Annotated in this window: 16 protein-coding genes and 4 tRNA genes; 12 read left to right on the top strand and 8 right to left on the bottom strand. The window is 42.3% G+C overall.

The window, feature by feature from the left end; translation table 11 throughout:
* Positions 1 to 56: 56 nt before the first annotated feature.
* Positions 57 to 1205: a methionine adenosyltransferase gene (gene metK, locus QZU58_RS05655; protein WP_294495625.1), complete on the top strand. Its 1149-nt coding sequence runs from the start codon at positions 57 to 59 to the stop codon at positions 1203 to 1205.
* A 214-nt stretch (positions 1206 to 1419) separates the two neighbouring features.
* On the opposite strand, the gene QZU58_RS05650 is transcribed toward metK, so the two are convergent.
* Positions 1420 to 2367, bottom strand: coding sequence for a phosphoribosylaminoimidazolesuccinocarboxamide synthase (locus QZU58_RS05650; RefSeq protein WP_294463484.1), 948 nt, complete (start codon positions 2365 to 2367; stop codon positions 1420 to 1422).
* A 438-nt stretch (positions 2368 to 2805) separates the two neighbouring features.
* Positions 2806 to 3642, bottom strand: coding sequence for a DUF5718 family protein (locus tag QZU58_RS05645; protein ID WP_294495624.1), 837 nt, complete (start codon positions 3640 to 3642; stop codon positions 2806 to 2808).
* A 225-nt stretch (positions 3643 to 3867) separates the two neighbouring features.
* Between QZU58_RS05645 and QZU58_RS05640 the strand changes: the two genes are divergently transcribed.
* From QZU58_RS05640 to QZU58_RS05630, 3 genes are all read left to right on the top strand, one after another.
* Positions 3868 to 4599, top strand: coding sequence for a 16S rRNA (uracil(1498)-N(3))-methyltransferase (locus QZU58_RS05640; protein ID WP_294495622.1), 732 nt, complete (start codon positions 3868 to 3870; stop codon positions 4597 to 4599).
* A gap of 93 nt (positions 4600 to 4692) precedes the next feature.
* Positions 4693 to 5532: an NADPH-dependent 7-cyano-7-deazaguanine reductase QueF gene (queF, locus tag QZU58_RS05635; RefSeq protein ID WP_294460834.1), complete on the top strand. Its 840-nt coding sequence runs from the start codon at positions 4693 to 4695 to the stop codon at positions 5530 to 5532.
* Between the two features lie 21 nt (positions 5533 to 5553).
* Entirely contained in the window at positions 5554 to 8157 is a 2604-nt protein-coding gene (locus QZU58_RS05630; protein WP_294495619.1) for a LapA family protein, read from the top strand.
* Between the two features lie 298 nt (positions 8158 to 8455).
* On the opposite strand, the gene QZU58_RS05625 is transcribed toward QZU58_RS05630, so the two are convergent.
* The 4 genes from QZU58_RS05625 to QZU58_RS05610 form a co-directional block, all read right to left on the bottom strand.
* Positions 8456 to 8539, bottom strand: a tRNA-Leu gene (locus QZU58_RS05625).
* A gap of 6 nt (positions 8540 to 8545) precedes the next feature.
* A tRNA-His gene (locus tag QZU58_RS05620) sits at positions 8546 to 8621 on the bottom strand.
* A 20-nt stretch (positions 8622 to 8641) separates the two neighbouring features.
* Positions 8642 to 8718, bottom strand: a tRNA-Arg gene (locus QZU58_RS05615).
* A gap of 15 nt (positions 8719 to 8733) precedes the next feature.
* A tRNA-Pro gene (locus QZU58_RS05610) sits at positions 8734 to 8810 on the bottom strand.
* A 323-nt stretch (positions 8811 to 9133) separates the two neighbouring features.
* On the opposite strand from QZU58_RS05610, the gene QZU58_RS05605 reads away from it, so the two are divergent.
* From QZU58_RS05605 to QZU58_RS05595, 3 genes are read left to right on the top strand one after another with little or no spacing between them, the layout of a single operon-like run.
* Positions 9134 to 10510, top strand: a complete 1377-nt coding sequence (locus QZU58_RS05605; RefSeq protein ID WP_294460838.1) for a hypothetical protein — start codon at positions 9134 to 9136, stop codon at positions 10508 to 10510.
* Between the two features lie 30 nt (positions 10511 to 10540).
* Positions 10541 to 11584: a hypothetical protein gene (locus QZU58_RS05600; RefSeq protein ID WP_294495617.1), complete on the top strand. Its 1044-nt coding sequence runs from the start codon at positions 10541 to 10543 to the stop codon at positions 11582 to 11584.
* A gap of 54 nt (positions 11585 to 11638) precedes the next feature.
* Positions 11639 to 12484: a sulfite exporter TauE/SafE family protein gene (locus tag QZU58_RS05595; protein WP_294495615.1), complete on the top strand. Its 846-nt coding sequence runs from the start codon at positions 11639 to 11641 to the stop codon at positions 12482 to 12484.
* Here the strand turns inward: QZU58_RS05595 and QZU58_RS05590 are convergent.
* A complete protein-coding gene (locus QZU58_RS05590) occupies positions 12461 to 13072 on the bottom strand; it encodes a hypothetical protein (protein ID WP_294460842.1) in 612 nt (203 codons plus the stop codon). The two genes, QZU58_RS05595 and QZU58_RS05590, sit on opposite strands and share 24 nt — an antisense overlap.
* Positions 13073 to 13308: 236 nt before the next feature.
* Here QZU58_RS05590 and folD point away from each other — a divergent pair, with 236 nt between their 5' ends.
* Positions 13309 to 14169, top strand: a complete 861-nt coding sequence (folD, locus tag QZU58_RS05585) for a bifunctional methylenetetrahydrofolate dehydrogenase/methenyltetrahydrofolate cyclohydrolase FolD (protein ID WP_294495613.1) — start codon at positions 13309 to 13311, stop codon at positions 14167 to 14169.
* Between the two features lie 174 nt (positions 14170 to 14343).
* Here the strand turns inward: folD and fabV are convergent, their stop codons facing one another.
* Positions 14344 to 15540 (bottom strand): enoyl-ACP reductase FabV, encoded by a 1197-nt coding sequence (fabV, locus tag QZU58_RS05580; RefSeq protein WP_294460848.1) that lies wholly within the window; start codon positions 15538 to 15540, stop codon positions 14344 to 14346.
* Between the two features lie 687 nt (positions 15541 to 16227).
* Here fabV and dacB point away from each other — a divergent pair.
* The 4 genes from dacB (at position 16228) to QZU58_RS05560 (ending at position 20694) form a co-directional block, all read left to right on the top strand.
* Positions 16228 to 17718 (top strand): D-alanyl-D-alanine carboxypeptidase/D-alanyl-D-alanine-endopeptidase, encoded by a 1491-nt coding sequence (gene dacB / locus QZU58_RS05575; protein ID WP_294460850.1) that lies wholly within the window; start codon positions 16228 to 16230, stop codon positions 17716 to 17718.
* Between the two features lie 177 nt (positions 17719 to 17895).
* Positions 17896 to 19110 (top strand): pyridoxal phosphate-dependent aminotransferase, encoded by a 1215-nt coding sequence (locus tag QZU58_RS05570; RefSeq protein WP_294460852.1) that lies wholly within the window; start codon positions 17896 to 17898, stop codon positions 19108 to 19110.
* A gap of 252 nt (positions 19111 to 19362) precedes the next feature.
* Positions 19363 to 19983 (top strand): 5'-deoxynucleotidase, encoded by a 621-nt coding sequence (yfbR, locus tag QZU58_RS05565; protein WP_294460855.1) that lies wholly within the window; start codon positions 19363 to 19365, stop codon positions 19981 to 19983.
* A 216-nt stretch (positions 19984 to 20199) separates the two neighbouring features.
* Positions 20200 to 20694 (top strand): DUF4357 domain-containing protein, encoded by a 495-nt coding sequence (locus tag QZU58_RS05560; RefSeq protein WP_294460856.1) that lies wholly within the window; start codon positions 20200 to 20202, stop codon positions 20692 to 20694.
* Positions 20695 to 20904: the final 210 nt, after the last annotated feature.

Genomic DNA, 20904 nt, shown 5'->3' with positions numbered 1-20904 from the left:
CAAAAAACAAAGCAACTTACATAAACCACGAACACATATAAGTATAGGGACCCATCATGTCATATTTATTTACTTCAGAGTCTGTATCTGAAGGACATCCTGATAAAATTGCCGATCAGATTTCTGATGCCGTGCTGGACGAAATTCTTAAACAGGATCAGTATGCTCACGTAGCTTGTGAAACTTTCATCAAAACAGGTATGGTTCTTGTTGGCGGTGAAATCTCAACCACAGCCTGGGTTGATATTGAAGCTCTTGTAAGAAAGATTGTATGCAATATCGGTTACAACCATTCAGACATGGGCTTTGATGCCAATTCATGCGCCGTTTTAAATGCCATCGGCAAACAGTCTCCGGATATCAACCAGGGTGTATCAAGAGAAAATCCTAAAGATCAGGGTGCAGGAGACCAGGGACTTATGTTCGGTTTTGCCTGTGATGAAACTGACGTGTTCATGCCTGCTCCTATCACCTATGCACACCGTCTTATGAAGAGACAGGCTGAAGCCCGTAAGAATGGTACGCTCAAGTGGCTCCGTCCAGACGCTAAGAGTCAGGTAACCTTCCTTTACAATGATGACGGCAGTATTGAAGGCATTGACACCATAGTAATTTCCACTCAGCATGACGAAACCGTAACCAACAAGGAAATCCACGAAGGCGTACGCGAAGAAATCATCAACAAGGTAATTCCTCAGAAGTGGCTTACCGATAAAACCAAATACTTCATCAACCCAACCGGCCGTTTCGTTATCGGCGGACCTATGGGGGACTGTGGCCTTACCGGAAGAAAGATTATCGTTGACACCTACGGCGGTTATGCAAGACATGGCGGTGGAGCTTTCTCAGGCAAGGATCCATCAAAGGTTGACAGAAGTGCGGCGTACGCTGCAAGATACGTGGCCAAAAATGTTGTAGCTGCAGGTCTTGCCAAAAAGTGTGAAATTCAGATCTCCTACGCCATCGGCGTGGCAGAGCCTGTATCACTTTCAGTAAACACCTTCGGTACCGGCATTGTATCAGAAGCCAAGCTTGTTGAGATTATCAGAAAGACCTTCGATCTTAGACCATACGGTCTGATTGAAATGCTTAACCTCAAGAGACCAATCTACCTGCCTACCGCAAGTTACGGTCACTTCGGTCGTGAAGAATTCCCTTGGGAACAGATCGATAAGGCAGAAGTTTTAAGACACCTTGCCAAGTAAAGTAATAACACCTTTACAATAACACATTTACCAAAACGGGGCGGGCTGCTCCGCCCGTTTTTTTATTGCCCCCTTTCAGTCACAGGCTCAAAAATCAGAACGGAATATTCCGTTTCTCTTCAACGAATACATCACCGTGACAAAAAAAACTCCGTGACGTGATCTGCTTCTGCAGTTCATGACACGGAGTTTTTACGGAATGTATGTCAGCAGACTACTTGGTTAAATAGTCCTTAACGTTCTTCTCGATTCTTGCAAGTAAATCAGCATCGGCAGCCTTTTCAAACTTTTCACCGATGATGTTTTCATAAAGTTCAAGATAACGTTCGGAAATTGAATTAACAATTTCCGGAGTCATTTCAGGAACCTTCTGACCTTCCTTACCCTGGAAACCGTTGCTCATTAACCATTCACGAACGAATTCCTTGGAAAGCTGCTTCTGAGGTTCACCCTTTGCGAATCTTTCTTCATAGCCGTCCTTGTAGAAATAGCGGCTTGAATCAGGAGTATGGATTTCATCCATAAGATAGATTTCACCGTTGTAAGTACCGAATTCATACTTGGTATCAACGAGAATAAGACCTCTCTTTTCAGCAATTTCAGTACCGCGCTTGAACAGAGCAAGAGCATACTTTTCAAGAGTTGCATATTCTTCCGGAGTTGCAAGACCCTTTGCAAGAATTTCTTCCTTTGAGATATCTTCATCATGAAGACCGAGTTCTGCCTTGGTGGTCGGAGTAATGATTGGTTCAGGGAACTTCTGATTTTCCTTCATGCCTTCAGGAAGCTTAACACCACAGATTTCACGAACACCGCTCTTATATGCTCTCCATGAACTTCCGCACAGGTAACCGCGAACAATCATTTCGATAGGGAAGCCCTTACACATAACACCAACAGTAACCATTGGATCAGGAGAAGCAAGTTTCCAGTTTGGACAGATATCCGCAGTTGCATCTAAGAACTTGGCCGCTATCTGATTTAAAACCTGTCCCTTGAACGGAATTCCCTTTGGAAGAATTACGTCAAAAGCGGAAATTCTGTCCGTAGCTACCATTACCAGCTTTTCATCGTTGATATTGTAAACATCACGAACCTTTCCGTGATACACACTCTTCTGTGAAGGGAAGACAAATTCGGTATTAGTTAATGCTGAAGTCATAATTTATAACTACCTATCTATAAAACGCTTGTCGCTTTTCCGTTTCCGGAGCTGACGACAGATAAAAACAGAGACTTTTAGGTAAACATTTACTGATGAAGCCATCAGCGGGCACCTTCACAAACAACACGGTCAGACCTGCTTACGTATCTGTCTTGACCCGTATTACCTCATGAATGCCCTGTCGGGAAACTAATCATTTTCCTACATTATTAAAGATGATAGTTTATTCTTTTTCAAACTGCTTATCAAGAGCAATATACGTCACCGAAACACGCTTTTACATGAACTGCGGACAGTCTTTTCATGACGTAACTGAGCCGGATACGTAAATACCCGCTTCGTATAAGCGACGCTCATAAATCCAAGGCGCATAATGAAAAACCGCCATGCGCCGCAAAAGACGCATGACGGTTTTTACACCATACCGATAAAAGATTAAACAGCCTTCTGAACCAGAGCGCTGATGCCGTCAGACGCAAAGCTGTCGTTTTCAACCATTTTCAGAATCTCTTCACAGGTATATCTTTCATGATAAACCACAACGTAGCTTACATCGCCCGGCTGAAGGAAATGAGTTTCACCATATTCGGTGTAACGTGTTGCCCCGATGCTTATCAGTGCCATTTCAGGTTTTGCGCTGTCAAGAAGATACTCATGAATGTTTTCTGCCGGACCTTCATTCTTCTGATTGTTCATTTTGTCAACAATCCATGAAAGCAGGGTTCCGTACATGTAGCTGTAATCACGGGCCGCACTGTCAACACCGTAAACGTTAACCTCGCCATCCCTTTTAAGGAAGCAGGCGATCCTGTATGATGATATTTCACTGGAATCGTCGAAACCGGAAAGAGAAATCAGACTGGCGCTGAATCCCTTGCTGTCTGCCCCCCAGTTCTTCTTCTCACTGATTTTCTTAGCCCCCGGACGTCTGATTGAACAGTCATTATATGCACCGAAGGCAACCGGCTTTAAAGCTCTGACTTCATCTCCGTCATACTCAATTTCACACAGAACACCTACTTCCGGTTCAATCTGATGATTTTCGGAAATGGTTCCTGAGATGTTAACCTTGTCAGATGATAAAGGGAATGTATGTAAAAAAGTATCCAGTCTGCTTTCGGCACTCTTTGGCAGATAAAACGGAAATATTGCCTTAGGTGCCTTTGCATCCTTTACTGTCACGTTTTTAAAATCTGCGGCTTCTCCGGCCTGCTCAAGATGTCCGGTGAAATTTCCGGCCACACCGAGACCGATAACTTTTTCTAAATTCATTTTCTGCTCCAAAACGGCGTTCCCGTACAGTCTGTTACCGAAACGGGCACCAAAAGACACTTCAAAAGGAGATCACGCTGAAATTACTTGCACAAAAATACAGCCAATAATGTACAATTAATCCATAAAACAGTTGCCAAGATAATATCAAAAAAAATCTGTAACCGCAGTGAATTTTTTAATTCTACGGCAATTTTCATTTCAGAATCAAAAGCACTATATCGTATGAGAACCGTAAGAGTATATGACAACCAGCCGCTGCAGACGGATACGGAGGTTACCCTGTGCAGTGATGCCTTTAACCACGCCATAAAAGTACTGCGCATGAATGTCAACGATCCGTTAACGCTGTTTAACGGCGACGGATGTGATTATCAGGCCGTTATTACTTCCATTCAGAAAAAATCCGCTGATGTCCACATTATCGGCCGCACTGAAAAAAACAACGAATCCCCCATCAGAATTCATCTCGGTCAGGTTTTAAGCCGCGGGGACAAAATGGATTTCACCGTACAGAAGTCCGTGGAACTCGGAATTAACGTCATCACCCCGCTGGTATCCGAACGGTGCGGGGTCAGGTTAAACGATGAACGATCACAGAAGAAACAGGAGACACTGCAGAAAATAGTAATCAGTGCCTGTGAACAGAGTGGCCGTGCAATCATTCCGGAAGTTCGTCCACTAATGTCCATCGAAGAATTTTTAAGCGAAAATACTGATGCGGATGAACTCAAGGTCACGATGAATCCATATGCCGACTGCAGATTTCGCGAACTTCCGCAGGCCGGAAGCTACCGTCTGCTGGTAGGTCCAGAAGGCGGTTTTACCGACGAAGAGGTGGAACTCAGCAGAAAAGCGGGATACAGAGACGTGCTTGTCGGACCGAGAATTCTCAGAACTGAGACTGCGGCTCTTGTGGCACTCAGTATTATTCAGTCCTGCTTCGGTGACATCTGAGTACGGACGGACCAATGTAAATACATACAGAACGGTAAACACATGAATTATTACGAAACATTACTTCGGTAATGTTTTAAACAGGAAAAACAGATGATTTCGGAAAACATTTCAGAGCTTTCAAAAAATTTAGTCCTCGGCAAAAAAACCTCATATGAAACACGCTACAATGCAGATCTTCTTCAGACTGTTCCAAGATCGCTCAACAGGAATACACTGAGCATTTCCACGCCGTTTTACGGCTATGACGTATGGCATCATTACGAGATCTCATATCTTAATTTCCGTGGACGTCCGGAAGTTGCCGTTGGCGTCATTTACGTTCCTGCCGACTCTGAATGCATAATCGAATCAAAATCACTGAAACTGTATTTCAACAGCTTCAACATGACAAAATTTCTGAATATAAGTGCCGTGAGGAGCACTGTTGAGAATGATTTGAGCAGAGCACTCGGAACCGGAGTAACAGTTGAATTATTCCGTCCTTCAGACATGCCTCAATCATTCGAATTCGGCAGACTTGAAGCGGTAAATCTTGATGAACTCGACATTGAAGTTTCTCAATATACCCTGCATCCCGACTTTATTACTCAGGAGAAATCCGGGGATGTCATTACTGAAGCGCTGAAATCCGATCTTCTCAAATCAAATTGTCTGATAACGGGACAACCGGATTGGGGCACGATATACATCAAATATACAGGAAAAAAGATCAACCATGAAGGTCTGTTGCAGTATATTATATCCATGCGTACTCATAATGAATTTCATGAGCATTGTGTGGAAAGAATATTTACCGACATCGCCAACAGATGCGACATATCATATCTCGAGGTAAGAGCTTTTTATACCAGACGAGGCGGTCTTGACATAAATCCCGTGAGAGCCACTCACGAACTTCCGTACGACTCATTGAGACTCATCAGACAGTAACGGTTAACAGGGCTTACATTTATGCTGGACATGTTATTAATACCCTTAATTCTGCCGTCAATCGAAGTAAACGATGACACGGTACTGCCACCACAGGTGGAGATGGCTACACACTTTCAGGACAAAAATCCATACAAGTGCATTGAACTCATTAATTCATATATTGATAACAGTCAGCAGGAAATCCGGGTTGTGGTACCAGAGCCTAAGACACAGATTCCTGCCGTATCTGCAAATGCGGCAGAAGATCAGGCAGACACTGTAAAAAAAGAATCAGCCACACCCACTGACCAAGATGATCGCAAACATAATACAGACTACGGCATGACTGCTTCTGAGGCAGAATCAGCCGTAACGCCGGCAAAACAGGCAGAATCACAACAACCTGATCATGAAACAGTCTTAACGACAGAAACGTCAAATGACGAAAACGCCGTCTCTGAAAATAAAGAAGCACCGGAACAGCTCGAACAAATAGCTGAGCAAGAACAGGCCGTCAATGAAGATTCATCACTGGAAAACGAGCTGGCTCTGCTGACCGAAAAGGAACGTAAAAAAGAAAACACTTCTGAACCACGTCAGCATTTCACAGACACCGAAAACCAGGAACTTGAAAAACAGAGACTGCAGTTTTTCCGCAAAAACCCATCACCGGAAAAAGACTCAATATTCAACGTTCTGACATCATGTAAAATAAAAGTAGGACAAGCAAAAGATACTGACTTCAGTTCGAAGGTTCTGTACAGAAAAGGTAATCTCTCATCAATAATAAACATTTATAACCGAATCAGATCATCACTGCAGAACGGAACAATGAATCCGATTGACATAAATTTTATTGATACTCCGTCTGCAATTAACAGGGAAAACTACCTGAAAATTAAGCCGTACATTCAGCTGATCGAATTATACAAGCTGTCCAAGAGCAACAACCTGAAAGCCGTTTCTTTTTTTGAAACAAGCGTTAATGATGATGCTTTCAGCAGTTACCCTGACAGCATTAAAAACGCATTCTGGCTACAGGGATTCAATATCTACTATGAGCTTAACCAAAAGAATGTGGCATATTATCTACTTAATCAGGTGGAAAAGAACTACATCGGCAAGCCACAATACATGTATAACAATGCCGTTCTGTCTAAACTGCTGAGTGAGCTTTTTCTTGAAAGTGATTATCCTGAATTTGCCGATGAACATCTCAGCAAATACGTATCAGTCATTGAGCTGTTTCCTCAGGAACAGCTTAACTATATCGACAACCTGCTTCAACTCAGTGAAATTAAAATCAAAATCGGCCGTCTGAATGATGCGATGACACTTCTGAGAAAAGCTGATAATCTGATAAGTTACACACAAATGGCTCCGGAAAACGAGGATAAATTCCGAGAAAGGCTCGGACATCTCTACATAAAACTCGGTGATTACGACAGAGCACTTATGTTTCTCGGGAGCAGCAAACATGACTACTCATTCAACAGTGAGAATTCCGAATCCATAGTCAGACTTATTGATCTTGCCGTTGCATTAAACGGGGCAGGGCAGACCAGTAATGCCAATCAGCTCATGAAAACCCTGAGTACGTACATTGATAAGATTCCTCCGGAATATATACCGAAATACTATCATACCAAGGGAATTATAGAAGCCACTCAAGGAAACTATGCTGAAGCATACAAAAATCTTGAAACAGCCTTTACCATTACTTCTGAGGTTGAGAAGCGTATTCCGCCTAAAAACAACCATATACTGCCCTCTCCTGTTTTCTCACCTAACTACATATCGCACGGCAGTAACATAATTAATATTCCTGTAAGAATGCTTATCGTTATGCTTTCAGGCTTTACGGTCATGTTTCTTATAGTCTCTCTCGCTCTCATGCGTTACTACAACAAATCAAGAGAACTGGAACGTGAAATTGACAGACTAGAGGATGACTATCCGCAGTCATTCGGAGGTGACATCAAGAACTACAATGACTTCCTTAACTTCGTTATCAGACAGAGCATGAACTATCACCAGTCTGAAGATGACCAGGGAACCAAGAATATAGATCTTATAAATAACAAGGATATCTACCAGATATTTATTCCGGGCTTTACCGACCTGTCGATAAGAAGAGGTTATAAACAGTCCCAGAATCAGCGAAACGCATTTATAGATAAACTGCAAAATCTTATTCACATAGCATCCGACATCTATGTGATAAATGATTCTCGATACATAATCGTAACAAAACCAAATGCTGACATGGACGCATTCACAATGAGCAACAGCATAATTACCAAGGTAGAACAGGTTTTAAAGGAACTTCACATTGAACCGGTCGTTAATGCCGGCATAATCAGTTATCCGTTTATTAACAGTGCCCCATATTCCCTGGAATCAAACAGAATATATGAATTACTTTCTCTAGCCCTAGCTGGTGCCAGAACCCTGTCCGAACACAGTCAGCAGTCGTCATTTGTAAGACTTACGGCGAACAGGCTCGACAAGACAAATCTTCAGGACGGTGATACATACATAAGAGCAATAAACTGCATCAAGAAAGGATGTATAAAGACGGTGACGCTGCCTGAAGACAGTCAGGTTGACTGGCAGCAGATACAAGAAGACATCATGCTTTAAAGGCTTGAATAACGAACACAGTAAAACCGGCTTTCAGCCGGTTTTTTTACCATGGAACACAGAAGTGAAAACGGCAGAATATGCACGGGGTTCTTGTACTAAAACGTCTATAAAGGATTTTATAAACATTTTTGGCAAAATAAACACTTTCGTTTCAGCAAACAAAAAGAAAATATCCAACTAGCAGAAAAAGGTAAAAAACATCTGAACAAAAAAAGAAAAAACCTTCTTTCGAAGGCCTGTTTCATCAAACTATATGAAGACGTTGAAAACGTCGCTGTAATATTCTCACTCCCGATGGTGCGGGAAGAGAGACTCGAACTCTCACACACAAGGCGCCAGAACCTAAATCTGGTGCGTCTACCAATTTCGCCATTCCCGCGTCTCATGGGGTGGCTGATGGGGTTCGAACCCACGACAACCGGAATCACAATCCGGGACTCTACCAACTGAGCTACAGCCACCATAGAGATTTATCAGCAAATGGCGCGCCCTGAAGGAGTCGAACCTTCGACCCACGGCTTAGAAGGCCGTTGCTCTATCCAACTGAGCTAAGGGCGCATACCCTTTGAAAGATGGTCGGCGATGCAGGGTTCGAACCTGCGACCCTCTGGTCCCAAACCAGATGCGCTACCGGGCTGCGCTAATCGCCGATGCCATTGCTAACAGGTGTGCATGATAGAGTACAAACACTGTTTCGTCAACGATTTTTTTGTAAAAAATCAAATTTTATGTTTTATTGATTGTCTTTTAGTCATTTTTCCTATTTTTGAACAAATTTAATTCACTTTATCTCCGTAAAAGAAAATAAAGTATCATGGGCGATATTTCCTAAATCAGTCAGATCATGTTTCTTTGTCCGAACGTAAAACATCCATGTTTGATATAATCCGCCGACATTCCTAAAAAAACATTGAAAAAGCTGTTATGATAAACATCACTTACAGGAATTCCAATTTACGGAAGGTAACCGTACATGCCCAAAAAACAGGACAGCCATAACGAGCAGTACAAATTATACATTTTAAAAAAAGACAAGATGAGAAAGTACCGGGAAATCATGCGCTCGGTCTTTATATTCTCATCTGAAACCAAGGATATCATGGCGGAAAGACTTTACATTACAGAGACCGACCAGCCTGACAAAGACAGAAAGTGCGAATCCACAGTTCTTTCAGGAAAGATTCTGACCATGATAAGAAATCTTTTCAACGTTGAGACAAAACAAAAGATAACCGAAGGAACTTATATCTGCTGTCCGATTCCAAACAGGATATCTGGCAGAAAAAAACGCATTTATCCCGAGCATCTTAATTTCTTCAGAATATACGGATGTCTGGGACACAACAGCGAAATTATGATGAAAACCATTCTTGCTGTGGCAAACAGAGCTCTCCGCAACGGGAATACCCCATTCAGCATTAAAGATATTGTTGACAGTTATGAGACTATCGACAGCAATGACAGTGACACTAGTTGCTACAGCACAGTAAGACGACAGATAAAAATCCTTCAGGACAACGGACTGCTGACAACAGGCCGAAAATTTACACTGCAAACAGGTAATTCGCTGACAAGACTACTTGGATCTGTTAATCAGAATGTATGGGATTTCATTTCCTTTTTCACAGTATGCAGTCCTGTGGGACTTCCGGGATTTTACATAGGCAATCTTATCAACGTATTTCATGGATGTGAATTTAGTGACGATAACATCACATACAAGTTCTGTTATCCCGTGCTTGCTCTAAACCAGGAAATTAAATACAAAATTCTATACTGCATCGGCAACAGGCTGAATGCCGAAATATACTTTTTTAAAGAAGAATCGTCCGGCAATTCAAGGAAACAACGTCTGCGAACAAAATGCCAGCCACTGAAAATCCTGTTCCGTCAGTTGGTTGGAAGAGAGTATCTTCTGGCATCAAACCTTGAAAGCAATACGTTCATAGCCATAAGATTGGACAACATAATTGAGATAACATGCCTCGAGGAATCCCTTCCTGCTCTTTTCGATGACAATGTATCCCGTCTGAAGCACATTAATGTAAACGGGAGCAGAATTAGTAAAAAACCTGATAATGTACGAATCATTTTCATTATACGGCCTGACGAACATTATGTTCTGAAAAGACTTCAACGACAAAGTCATCCTGACGATCTGATAACCTGTATTGACAACAGTCAACACCTGTATGAGTACAAAACACAAATTTCAGATGAAAACGAACTTCAAAGCTGGCTCAAAACCTTCATGGGACGAATTATAAAAATTGAATCAGATAAAAACCAGCTTGGCAGTCAGTTCCAAAATGATCTGAATCAGATGCTTGAAATGTATGATCTCACATAACACTTAATTACTGATGACGGATATACAGCCATGATCCCAAAAGAAACACCTGATAAAATGGAAGAAATGTTCTCACCTCTGTACTGTTACGACACTCTGACACTGCTAAAAATAATGAGTCTTTCTGATACCTTTGAAAGAAATACACCTGTCGATGATGTAGTAAAAAGTACATTTCCACATAATGACATCATTGGCAACAATGTGGAAATTCTTATGCGGGATCTAATGAAATCACAGTCCACCATTTCCTTTCTCAAATTAACCGCCGACAACACGCCTCTGACACAAATGGAATTAAAATGGCTGAAAACAGCAGTTAACGACCCCAGAGCGGGACTGTTTCTCGGAGAACCGACAATAACTGAAATAAGAAACAGATTAAAAGACATTCCCGGGCTTTACGATCCAGCTGACATCGTTGTTACCGATCAGGAAATGCATCCTGACAATTTTACGGATCCGGAATACATCAAAATATTCAGAACGATATATGAAGCAATTATCAAAAGAAAGGTTCTGGACATAACATTCCATTCTACCAACCGCAACAAAGATCTTACTGAGCGATATATTCCCCTGCGTATGGAATACGATCTACAGTTTAATAGATTCAGACTGCAGTGCATTCCATATCCAAAACAGGAATCTGATAACGATCAGCCGGAAGTACATGAATCCTCTCCGTCCTCGCATCCTCACAACATAAACATTCAGGATGTAATATCGATCAAAAGCAATGCTGAACACGTCTGCCGTGATAAAATAGAAAGCATAAAAAAGGAATGCAGCGAAGGTGTTAAAATAATAGACATCACAGTCATGATCTACGATCGTAAAAATACACTTGAACGGTTCATGCTTATATTCGCCTACTATCCTAAAAAACTTGTGTCCGCCAACGAGGGATCATGTGTCACGGTAATTACCGTTCCGAACAATGACCTTGCCAATGTTGTCATTAATCTAATCCGTTTCGGAACAAACATTAAGGTGCTAAAACCTGATTGTGTAATTGAAAAGATAAAAGATAAACTGCTCAGACAAAAACAGTTATTCAACGATGAATTATAGTAAAATACCCTTTCGGTAACATAAAGGTATCATAACTGTCTTTAAGGAGTCCCTATGTCCTCAACCGATCTGATTCAACTTATGCAAGTTATCGCACTGTTCTGCGTATCCGGAACGCTGGCCGGAATCCTGGCCGGGTTGCTTGGCATCGGAGGAGGCATAATCTTTGTACCCGTGTATTATTACAGCTTTACCTACTTCTTTCACATTGACCCGGCTGATGCGATCATCATGGCCACGACCAGTTCCATATTCACGATGATTCCGACATCACTGTCATCATGTTTTTCACATCTGAGAAGAGGGAACATCGATAAAAAACTCTTTATAAAATGGCTTCCTTTTATGGTACTTGGGGTTCTGCTCGGAACCATACTGTCAAAAATATATGGAGGATTGTGGCTTTCAACGCTGTTCGGATGCATTCTGCTGTTTGCGGCACTTAACATGATAGTTATTTCCAAAATGCCTCCAATGTTTGAAAACCTTCCTAAACCACCCTATCAGTACATCATGCCGACAATCATTTCCTGCGTTTCAGTAATGTTGGGAATCGGAGGCGGTACACTGACTGTTCCGACACTTTCCGTGTTCAGATATGACACAGTTAAAGCCATAGGAACGGCTGCCGCAGTCGGAACCATAATATGCATCCCCGGAGCTGGATTCATTCTCTTTAGGGAACTGGTATCGGACGTCACAATAAATAACAGTCCTGTACTTACCTGTGGACACATAGTTTTTCTTGCAATACTTGCCGTAATTCCTTTTTCAATGTTCATGGCTCCTGTCGGCGTCGCAATAAACAAAAGAATCCCGCCCGCAAAGCTAAAAGTAATCTACGGGGTTCTTCTGATATTTACCGGAACAAAAATGCTACTTAACGGACTGGGAATTTAAGATTTTGGTAATTACGTACTGATCCCGTGCGATGTCCGGTGGAATGTCGGATGCAACCACGGATAGAAATGCAATATTCACGTCATCGTGATAATCAATGTTTCTGATTATGTTACCCGTAACATCAATGTTGTAGTTAACGTCTACCTTCAATGTATAGGATTTTTCCCTAAGTGTATCCCTGTATTTATTCAGAAGATACAGGGCAATTACTGACTTGGATTTTGATATGTCCCGAGGACTCATACGGCTGAAATCCGTACTGTCCAGAATAGATCTGTGAACCTGCCACTTCTTTGCCCCGAATCTGGTAATCAGGGCATCTACTATTAAATCCCCTTTTCCAGAGATTTCACTGTTACAGCCGCACCATACAAGTGAATTCATCTTACTCTTCAGTTCAATATTCTTGAACATAACCTGAGGCAGCTCAGTATGTTGCTGCAGTTCATAGCTGAATTCACTGCGCAGACTGTCCTGTACCTTTGTGCTTTCACAGACAACATTATCCCTGCGATCGCAGCCGGCAGTGACAGCCATGATCGGAAGCAGCATCATCGAACAGCCGTAGCAAAGAAGATTACGCATAAAGGGAAACAGTCCATCAGAAACAAAGGAATGACAGCGGCCATGAAAACGATACCACGGCTCCTTTATATTTTAACACAGGTCTAACAAATATAATAAAAAAATATCACAAAACAGAAAAAAACCAATTAAAAACAAGGCACGGACATGCATGAAAAAGACTTAAATAAAATAACAAATATCAATAACATGTATTATAATACACACAGATTATTGTACACACTAAGAGGTATTCAATGTCAGCGAATATTATTGACGGTAAAGCCATTGCAGCTTCCATCAGAGCCAAACTCAAAGCAGATGTAGATCAACTTGTTGCCGAAGGCAGACGTCGTCCAGGTCTTGCCGTTATTCTGGTAGGTGAAGATCCAGCTTCCCAGATTTACGTAAAGGGAAAAAGAAAGTCATGTGAAGAAATCGGTTTTGTATCAAGCGCTCACGATCTGCCTGCAGAAACAACCGAAGAAGAACTTCTGGCTCTTGTTGACAAACTGAATGCTGATGAAACCGTCGACGGTATTCTTGTTCAGCTTCCGTTACCTAAGCACATTGATTCAACAAAGGTAATCGAGAGGATTAAGCCTGATAAGGATGTAGACGGTTTCAATCCGTATAACGTCGGCCGTCTTGCCCAGAGAATTCCCGTTCTGCGTCCATGCACCCCGAAGGGAATTATAACTCTCATCAACAGTACCGGTATCGATCTTCTCGGTAAGAATGCCGTGGTTGTTGGTGCTTCAAACATTGTCGGTCGTCCAATGACACTGGAATTTCTCCTTGCCGGATGTACAACCATCACCACCCACAGATTTACCAAGGATCTGAGATCATTTGTTGAACAGGCTGACGTTCTTGTTGTAGCCGTCGGCAAACCGAACTTCATTCCTGGTGAATGGATTAAGCCTGGTGCCGTTGTTATTGACGTTGGTATCAACCGCTTACCTGACGGAAAAATATGCGGAGACATTCAGTTTGATGTTGCCAAGAAAAGAGCTTCATACATAACTCCTGTTCCAGGCGGTGTTGGACCTATGACCATTGCGTCTTTAATGGAAAACACCCTCGAAGCATATAAGCTTTATCATACTGGAAAATAAGATTCGATCTCCGAAAAAAAGAGGCTTTTCAGCCTCTTTTTTTTGAGCATATCCGACAGTTTCGAGCCCATAAGATACGAAAAAGTGTTATTCACCACGAGTGAAACAACAATAAAAAGGCGGCCGTTAGGCCGCCCTCTCTTTCTTAACAGTAAATACGTAATGCGTGATGTATTACAGAGTTATCACGTCAAAATCAACTACTGGATTTACATCAGCCGCATAATCAACGTTAGCCACGCCGAAACCGAAAAGTTTTAAGAAGTCAGACTTGTAGCATTCATAATCGGTCAGAGCCTTGAGATTTTCAGTGGTAATCTTAGGCCAGAGCTCACGGCAGGCATTCTGTACCTTGTCGTCAAGTTCCCATGAATCCATTCTGATTCGGCCCTTTTCATCAAGTTCCCTGTATGCATCCTGATTGAGTTCGGTATTAAACATTCTGAAGATATGATCAATAACCTCCTCATGTACGCCCTGTTCCTTCATAACCTTAAAACACATTGAAATGTACAGAGGCATTACAGGAATGGCTGATGAAGCCTGGGTGATGACAGACTTGAGTACGGCAACATTTGCTTTACCTGAAACGGCACTGAGCTTGACGTTAATTGCAGATGCGGCACGATCAAGGTCTTCCTTAGCCTTACCGAGTGTTCCGTTCCAGTAAATAGGCCATGTCAGATCTGTGCCGATGTAGCTGTATGCAACAGTCTTAAATCCTTCGGCAAGAACACCTGCTTCAAGGAGGGCATTAATCCATAATTCCCAGTCCTGACCTCCCATTACCTTAACGGTATTGGCGATCTCTTCTTCATTTGCAGGTTCGATTTCAGCCTGAATGATTTCATCTTTATTGGTGTCAACAGCAGTTGTTCTGTACACTTCACCGATAGGCTTTAATGATGAACGAACAAGTTCACCGGTTGAAGGGATCTTTCTTACCGGAGAAGCAAGTGAATATACAACCATGTCAATCTGACCGAGATCCTGCTTTATAAGCTCGATAACCTTCGCCCTGCATTCATCAGAGAAAGCATCCCCGTTAATACTCTTGGCATAAAGCCCCTTAGCCTTGGCAAATTTGTCAAATGCAGCAGCATTATACCATCCAGCGGTTCCCGGCTTCTTTTCGGTACCCGGCTTTTCAAAGAAAACACCGATGGTGGCAGCTCCTGAACCGAAAGCGGCACTGATTCTTGAAGCCAGACCATAGCCGGTTGAAGAACCGATAACAAGCACCTTCTTAGGACCATTTGCAATCGGTCCCTTGCTTTCAACGTATGCAATCTGATTCTTTACGTTTTCCTCGCAGCCTGTCGGATGAGTGGAGGTACAGATAAAACCACGAACTTTTGGAGTGATAATCATTACTTTATTCTCTCTAACTTAATAAAAAATAATGTTTTAATTAAAACAATTCAGTCAGAAACTTAGTGTTACCATTCTGACTAAAGATTTAAAAATTATAAAGACAAAGAATCATAAAAACAATAAAACCGATTCTGTTTGCTAGATCTCTCTCATTATAAATTTCTGCTCTTCTCAGACTCAGCCGCCAGTCACAACCGTTCCGGAGTGAAATTTACAGGATGAACCTAAATTCCTCTCATCTGCAATTATCAGGCATTAACTGACATACTATTCTGAAAAATAAAGATTCTGTTTAACAGGTATTTATGTGCTGCTATGTATGCCTTAGGAACACAACATCAGAGCAATGGAACAGCTGAAAATGTATCAGACAGATACATACTGATGAACAGGCAGTGAGCATCTGGTACAGAAAAAAGATAAATCCTTATACAAAAAGCCTCATAACCGTCAAAAAAAACTCTGGTTAAAAAGCTTTAAAACGGTATGATTTATGAATTATCGTGGTCGCCAGCCTAGAATCGCATAAAAAGCTCCCGTGATAAAAAATGCAATTGATAATCATTATTTAAAGGTGGCATTGTGTGATACAATTTGTTAATAATTTTTTAAAATCTCCCGTGCGTTTTTTAAGTCCCCACGCACAGTGAATCACAGACCGATAAAATAAAAACATTACCGAAAATGCTTAACTTAAAAACAATTACGCTTACCCTGTGTGCAGCATTAATGCTGACATCAGCCCATGCTGACGAAATAAGTGAAATCAATGCCAAAATGCCTTCCGGAGCCTCAAACGGCGTAGCCTACAGCTACGATGACATGGCAACGGTCTATGGTCAGAACGCTGATATCTACTTCAGACCGGCATCAACCCAAAAGGTAATAACGGCCCTGGCCGGTCTTCTCTATCTGGGACCGAACTATCAGATTAAAACAAGACTTCTGGTAAACAACAAGTCAATATCGAGTGACAACCGTCTGTTGGTCAAAAACGGAGTTCTTGACGGCGACGTCGAACTGGAATTCCGCGGGGACCCTCAGCTGAAAAGAACAGACATCAAAAATCTGCTTGATACACTGAAAAAGGCCGGTGTATCCCGGATAAACGGTGCACTCTATCTTAACTACGGCTACTTCAACGGCCACGATTATGCCGAAGGATGGTCATGGGACGATCTGTCAAAATGCTTCACAGCCCCTCCTGCATCAATCATTATTGACGGCAACTGCACGTCAATTCAGCTTCACGCACCTACCATAGGCGGCAAGGTTACTGCAACCATACCTCCAAAAACTCCAATAACCGTAGATACCAGTGAGCTTGAAGTGGTAACAGCCAGCGAATTCTATGGTGGTTGCACACTGGATCTTCAGAGAGACTCTCACAACGTTTACAGATTCTCCGGTTGTATTCCAGTTCAGAAAAAGGAAGCTCTTGGCCTGTCCGTAGCCATTCAGGATCCGAACGAATGGGGACAGAAGATTGTTTCCGGACTTATAAGTGATCTCGGCATTACCGTAACCGGAGGGGTAAAACTTACAAGAAAGAGCCCGGGTGTACAGATCCAGTACGCCTCTTATCTTTCTCAGCCTCTTCACGTAATGCTCAAGCGCTGTCTCCTTAAAAGCGTCAACATAATCGCCGACAGTGTGGCCAAAACAATAGGAACCGTATACTACAACCGTCCGGCAAATTATTATATGTCTTCAATAGCCATCAGAAACATTCTGAAAAAGCATGATGTTTATCTGGGGAATGCCACTATAATTGACGGCTCCGGACTGTCACCGCATAATCTGATCACCCCAAGACAAATGCTCGGTGTACTGGAATACATAAAGCTCCACAATAATGAAATTCACATGATGGAACTGTTGCCGGTCGCAGGAGTATCCGGCACTCTTGGCGGCAGAGGAAGTCTGATGAAGGCTCCTCTGCTTAAAAACGTAACTGCAAAAACCGGTACTCTTGACGGTGTATCAAACCTTGCGGGATTCCTTAAGGACTCAAAGGGAAACATCGTGCCTTTCGTATACTTCATGAACAACCTTTCATATGATGAGAAAACCAGACAGATGCTGCAGGCCAGACGTATCTCCAGACCTCATTATCCTCATGAAAGAATGATTCTTGAGGCAATCTACAACAATCGTAAATTTAATGACCGCTAAAAACAGCCGTTAGGCCCTGCCGGTTCGGCCATCCCAAAGGCGTACGGATAAAAATAACCATCTGTACGCCTTTTTGTAATATAATATGCTATGGTTCGCTTAAAACCGTTAACGCCTACGGAGAACAGCCACCACCGTAAATGTTTTTTCAACAAATACAAGAAAATAAAGATTGACATGAATATCATAGAGAAGTCACATAAGCTCGATAACGTTTGCTACGATATCAGAGGCAAAGTTCACATCGAAGCGCGAAGAATGGAAGACGAGGGACAGAGAATTCTCAAACTGAATATCGGTAACCTCGCAACTTTTGGTTTTGAAACTCCTGAGGAAATTGTTAAGGATGTTGTTCTTAACATCAATGCCGGTCAGGGGTACTGCGATTCAAAAGGTATTTTTTCGGCGCGCAAGGCGATTGCCCAGCATTATCAGCAGAAAGGTCTTCGTCAGATTGAACTTGATGACATCTTTATCGGCAACGGTGCGTCTGAACTGATTGTCCAGTCAATGCAGGCGTTGCTTAACAACGGCGATGAAATACTTGTTCCTGCTCCAGACTATCCTCTCTGGACTGCTGCGATAAACCTGAGCGGCGGACGTGCGGTTCACTATATCTGTGACGAACAGGCAGACTGGTATCCGGATCTTGATGACATCAGAAAGAAAATAACTCCTAGAACAAGAGGTATTGTTCTCATCAATCCTAACAATCCGACCGGGGCCGTGTACTCAACGGATTTGTTACTGGAACTCATTGAAATTGCCCGTCAGAATAACCTGATTATTTTTGCTGACGAAATATACGACAAGATTCTTTATGATGACATTGCCCACCACAGTATCTGCACATTATGCGACGACGTACTCGTGCTTACCTTCAACGGACTGTCAAAGGCTTATCGTGCCTGCGGTTTCAGACAGGGCTGGATGATCATCAGCGGTCCTAAGCAGTACGCCAAGGATTACATCCAGGGGCTGAACATTCTGGCCTCCATGAGACTCTGTGCCAACGTGCCTATGCAGTTTGCCATTCAGACTGCACTCGGCGGTTATCAGAGTATCAACGAACTGATTCTTCCGGGGGGAAGGCTGCGCAGACAGAGAGATCTGGCCTATGAGCTAATCAACTCAATCCCCGGACTCAGCTGTGTTAAGCCTAAGGGAGCTTTGTACATGTTCCCTCGCATAAATCCGGAAGTACTCAAGATAAGAGATGACCAGAAGATGGTTCTTGACCTTCTTAAGCAGGAAAAAATGCTTATAGTTCAGGGCACCGGCTTCAACTGGCCTGCTCCTGATCATTTCCGTATAACATTCCTGCCACAGGAAGAAGTAATTCAGGATGCCTGCACCAGACTCAGCAGATTCTTAAAGACTTACCGACAGTAGGCCTAAACATCGTAAGCTTTACGGAAATCCAACATGGATTTCCCCACAAATCCCTTCTTCAGCCAATTAACGGCTTTCAGAGAAGGGATTTTTTATATCAGCCGATTCAGTCAGCAAATCATAATTTCGTCTCACGACCTCCGGGCATGATAAACCTGCCGCAAATCAAAATACACAGCTTATGCCGTTCTCTTGCTCTGCCGTCGTGATATACTCAGACCAGCCACAAGTTCAACCGTCAGGAATAATCACATGAAGAGTACTTTTTTAGCCTGGATTACTCGCATGCCCCTAATCAAACGTTGGGCTCTAATGCACAGCTTTAGAGAAGAAAACATATCAGAACACAGCCATATGGTTGCGGTAATAGCACATCTAATCTGTTCCGTATCCAACGAATATTTCGGCACAAGTCTTAATGCCGACAGAGCCGCAAGTCTTGCCCTGTTCCATGAAATATCCGAAACAAAGCTGCAGGATCTTAACTCCAAAACAAAGTACCAGACACCTGAATTCACCAGACAGTTTAAAATACTCGAACACATCGCTGAAACCGAATGCGTAAACACCCTGCCGGAAAAACTCCGCAGAATATACGCACCACTTATAATTCAGGACAGTACCGATGCCGAGTACAGAAAAATAGTTAAATATGCGGACATTATCTCCGCCTACATCAAAACTCTTGAAGAGCAGAGATTCAACAATGACGAATTTGCACATGTCAGACAGACAATGCACTCAAAAGTTGCCGAAATATGCCAAAAAGATCCAGCCGTAAAAATGGTAGTCGATACTTTTATCTCAAGCTGCATCTGTTCTCTGGATGAATTAACGGGAATTGACCGTAATAACGTCAATAATCGTGAATAACGGATTATTATCAGCCATTATTCCATATTGGTATGTTTTATGCTTACTTTCAGAGTGAACACGTTTAATAACGTTTTTGGTTTTGTTATCTTTAGTTTTGTGGATGTAATTTTTTACATCCACTTTTTTTATTTTCAGGTCTCGTCGAATTCTAATTTTTTTAATAGCTTATTACTCCTAAAAATGAGAAAATTATAAAAAATTAGGGACGAAATCATGAGCAGAGATGACAAGGTATCTTTTATCGTAGACAGCAACGGCAACAGAACCCATGCGGTACTGCCCATTGATGCCTATCAGGAAATTCTGAACCTGCAGACCATTCTCAAATCAAGCTTCGAACTTGATGAAAAGGAAACCTACTACTTTTCAGTTAAGGGGGTTAACGCCTCCGGATTCCCCGTAGGCAAACGTTCAACCCCGAGTTTCATGCTCAACAAAGGTTCCATGATTTCTCCTAAATGTGCTAATTCACTGCGACAGCAGGTTGTGGATATCCGAAACAAACTCATTGATGACGGAATCCTTACCTACGACAGCAAGCTTAACTGTTATATATTTAATGAAAGTTACATGACCACAAGTCCAAGCTTTGCAGCATCTCTGGTTGCGGGAAACAACAGAAGCGGTCTGGATGTATGGACAACAAAGGATGGTTATTCGTTAAAGGATTCCGGCTACGGGCCTCACGGCAAGAACGAAGAAATGTAACCAGTACGAAGTCACGATACTCCCTTTTCTCACGGAAATCGGTAAAACTAACGGGAATTTCCCAGGGTTAACAACTGCTTGACTAAATCTATAAATAGTTTATAATACATCTAAAATAGTTATAGGTTTATTTGTAGTGAATAAGATTATTTCAATTGGACAGGCTGCTAAATTGCTTGGTGTTCATGTTCAGACTTTACGTAACTGGGA

It is taken from the genome of uncultured Ruminobacter sp. (assembly GCA_902764345.1).
Classification (GTDB): Bacteria; Pseudomonadota; Gammaproteobacteria; order Enterobacterales; family Succinivibrionaceae; genus Ruminobacter.
Note: the sequence above shows the minus strand (reverse complement) of the source record. Positions and strands in the feature narration are given on the sequence as shown.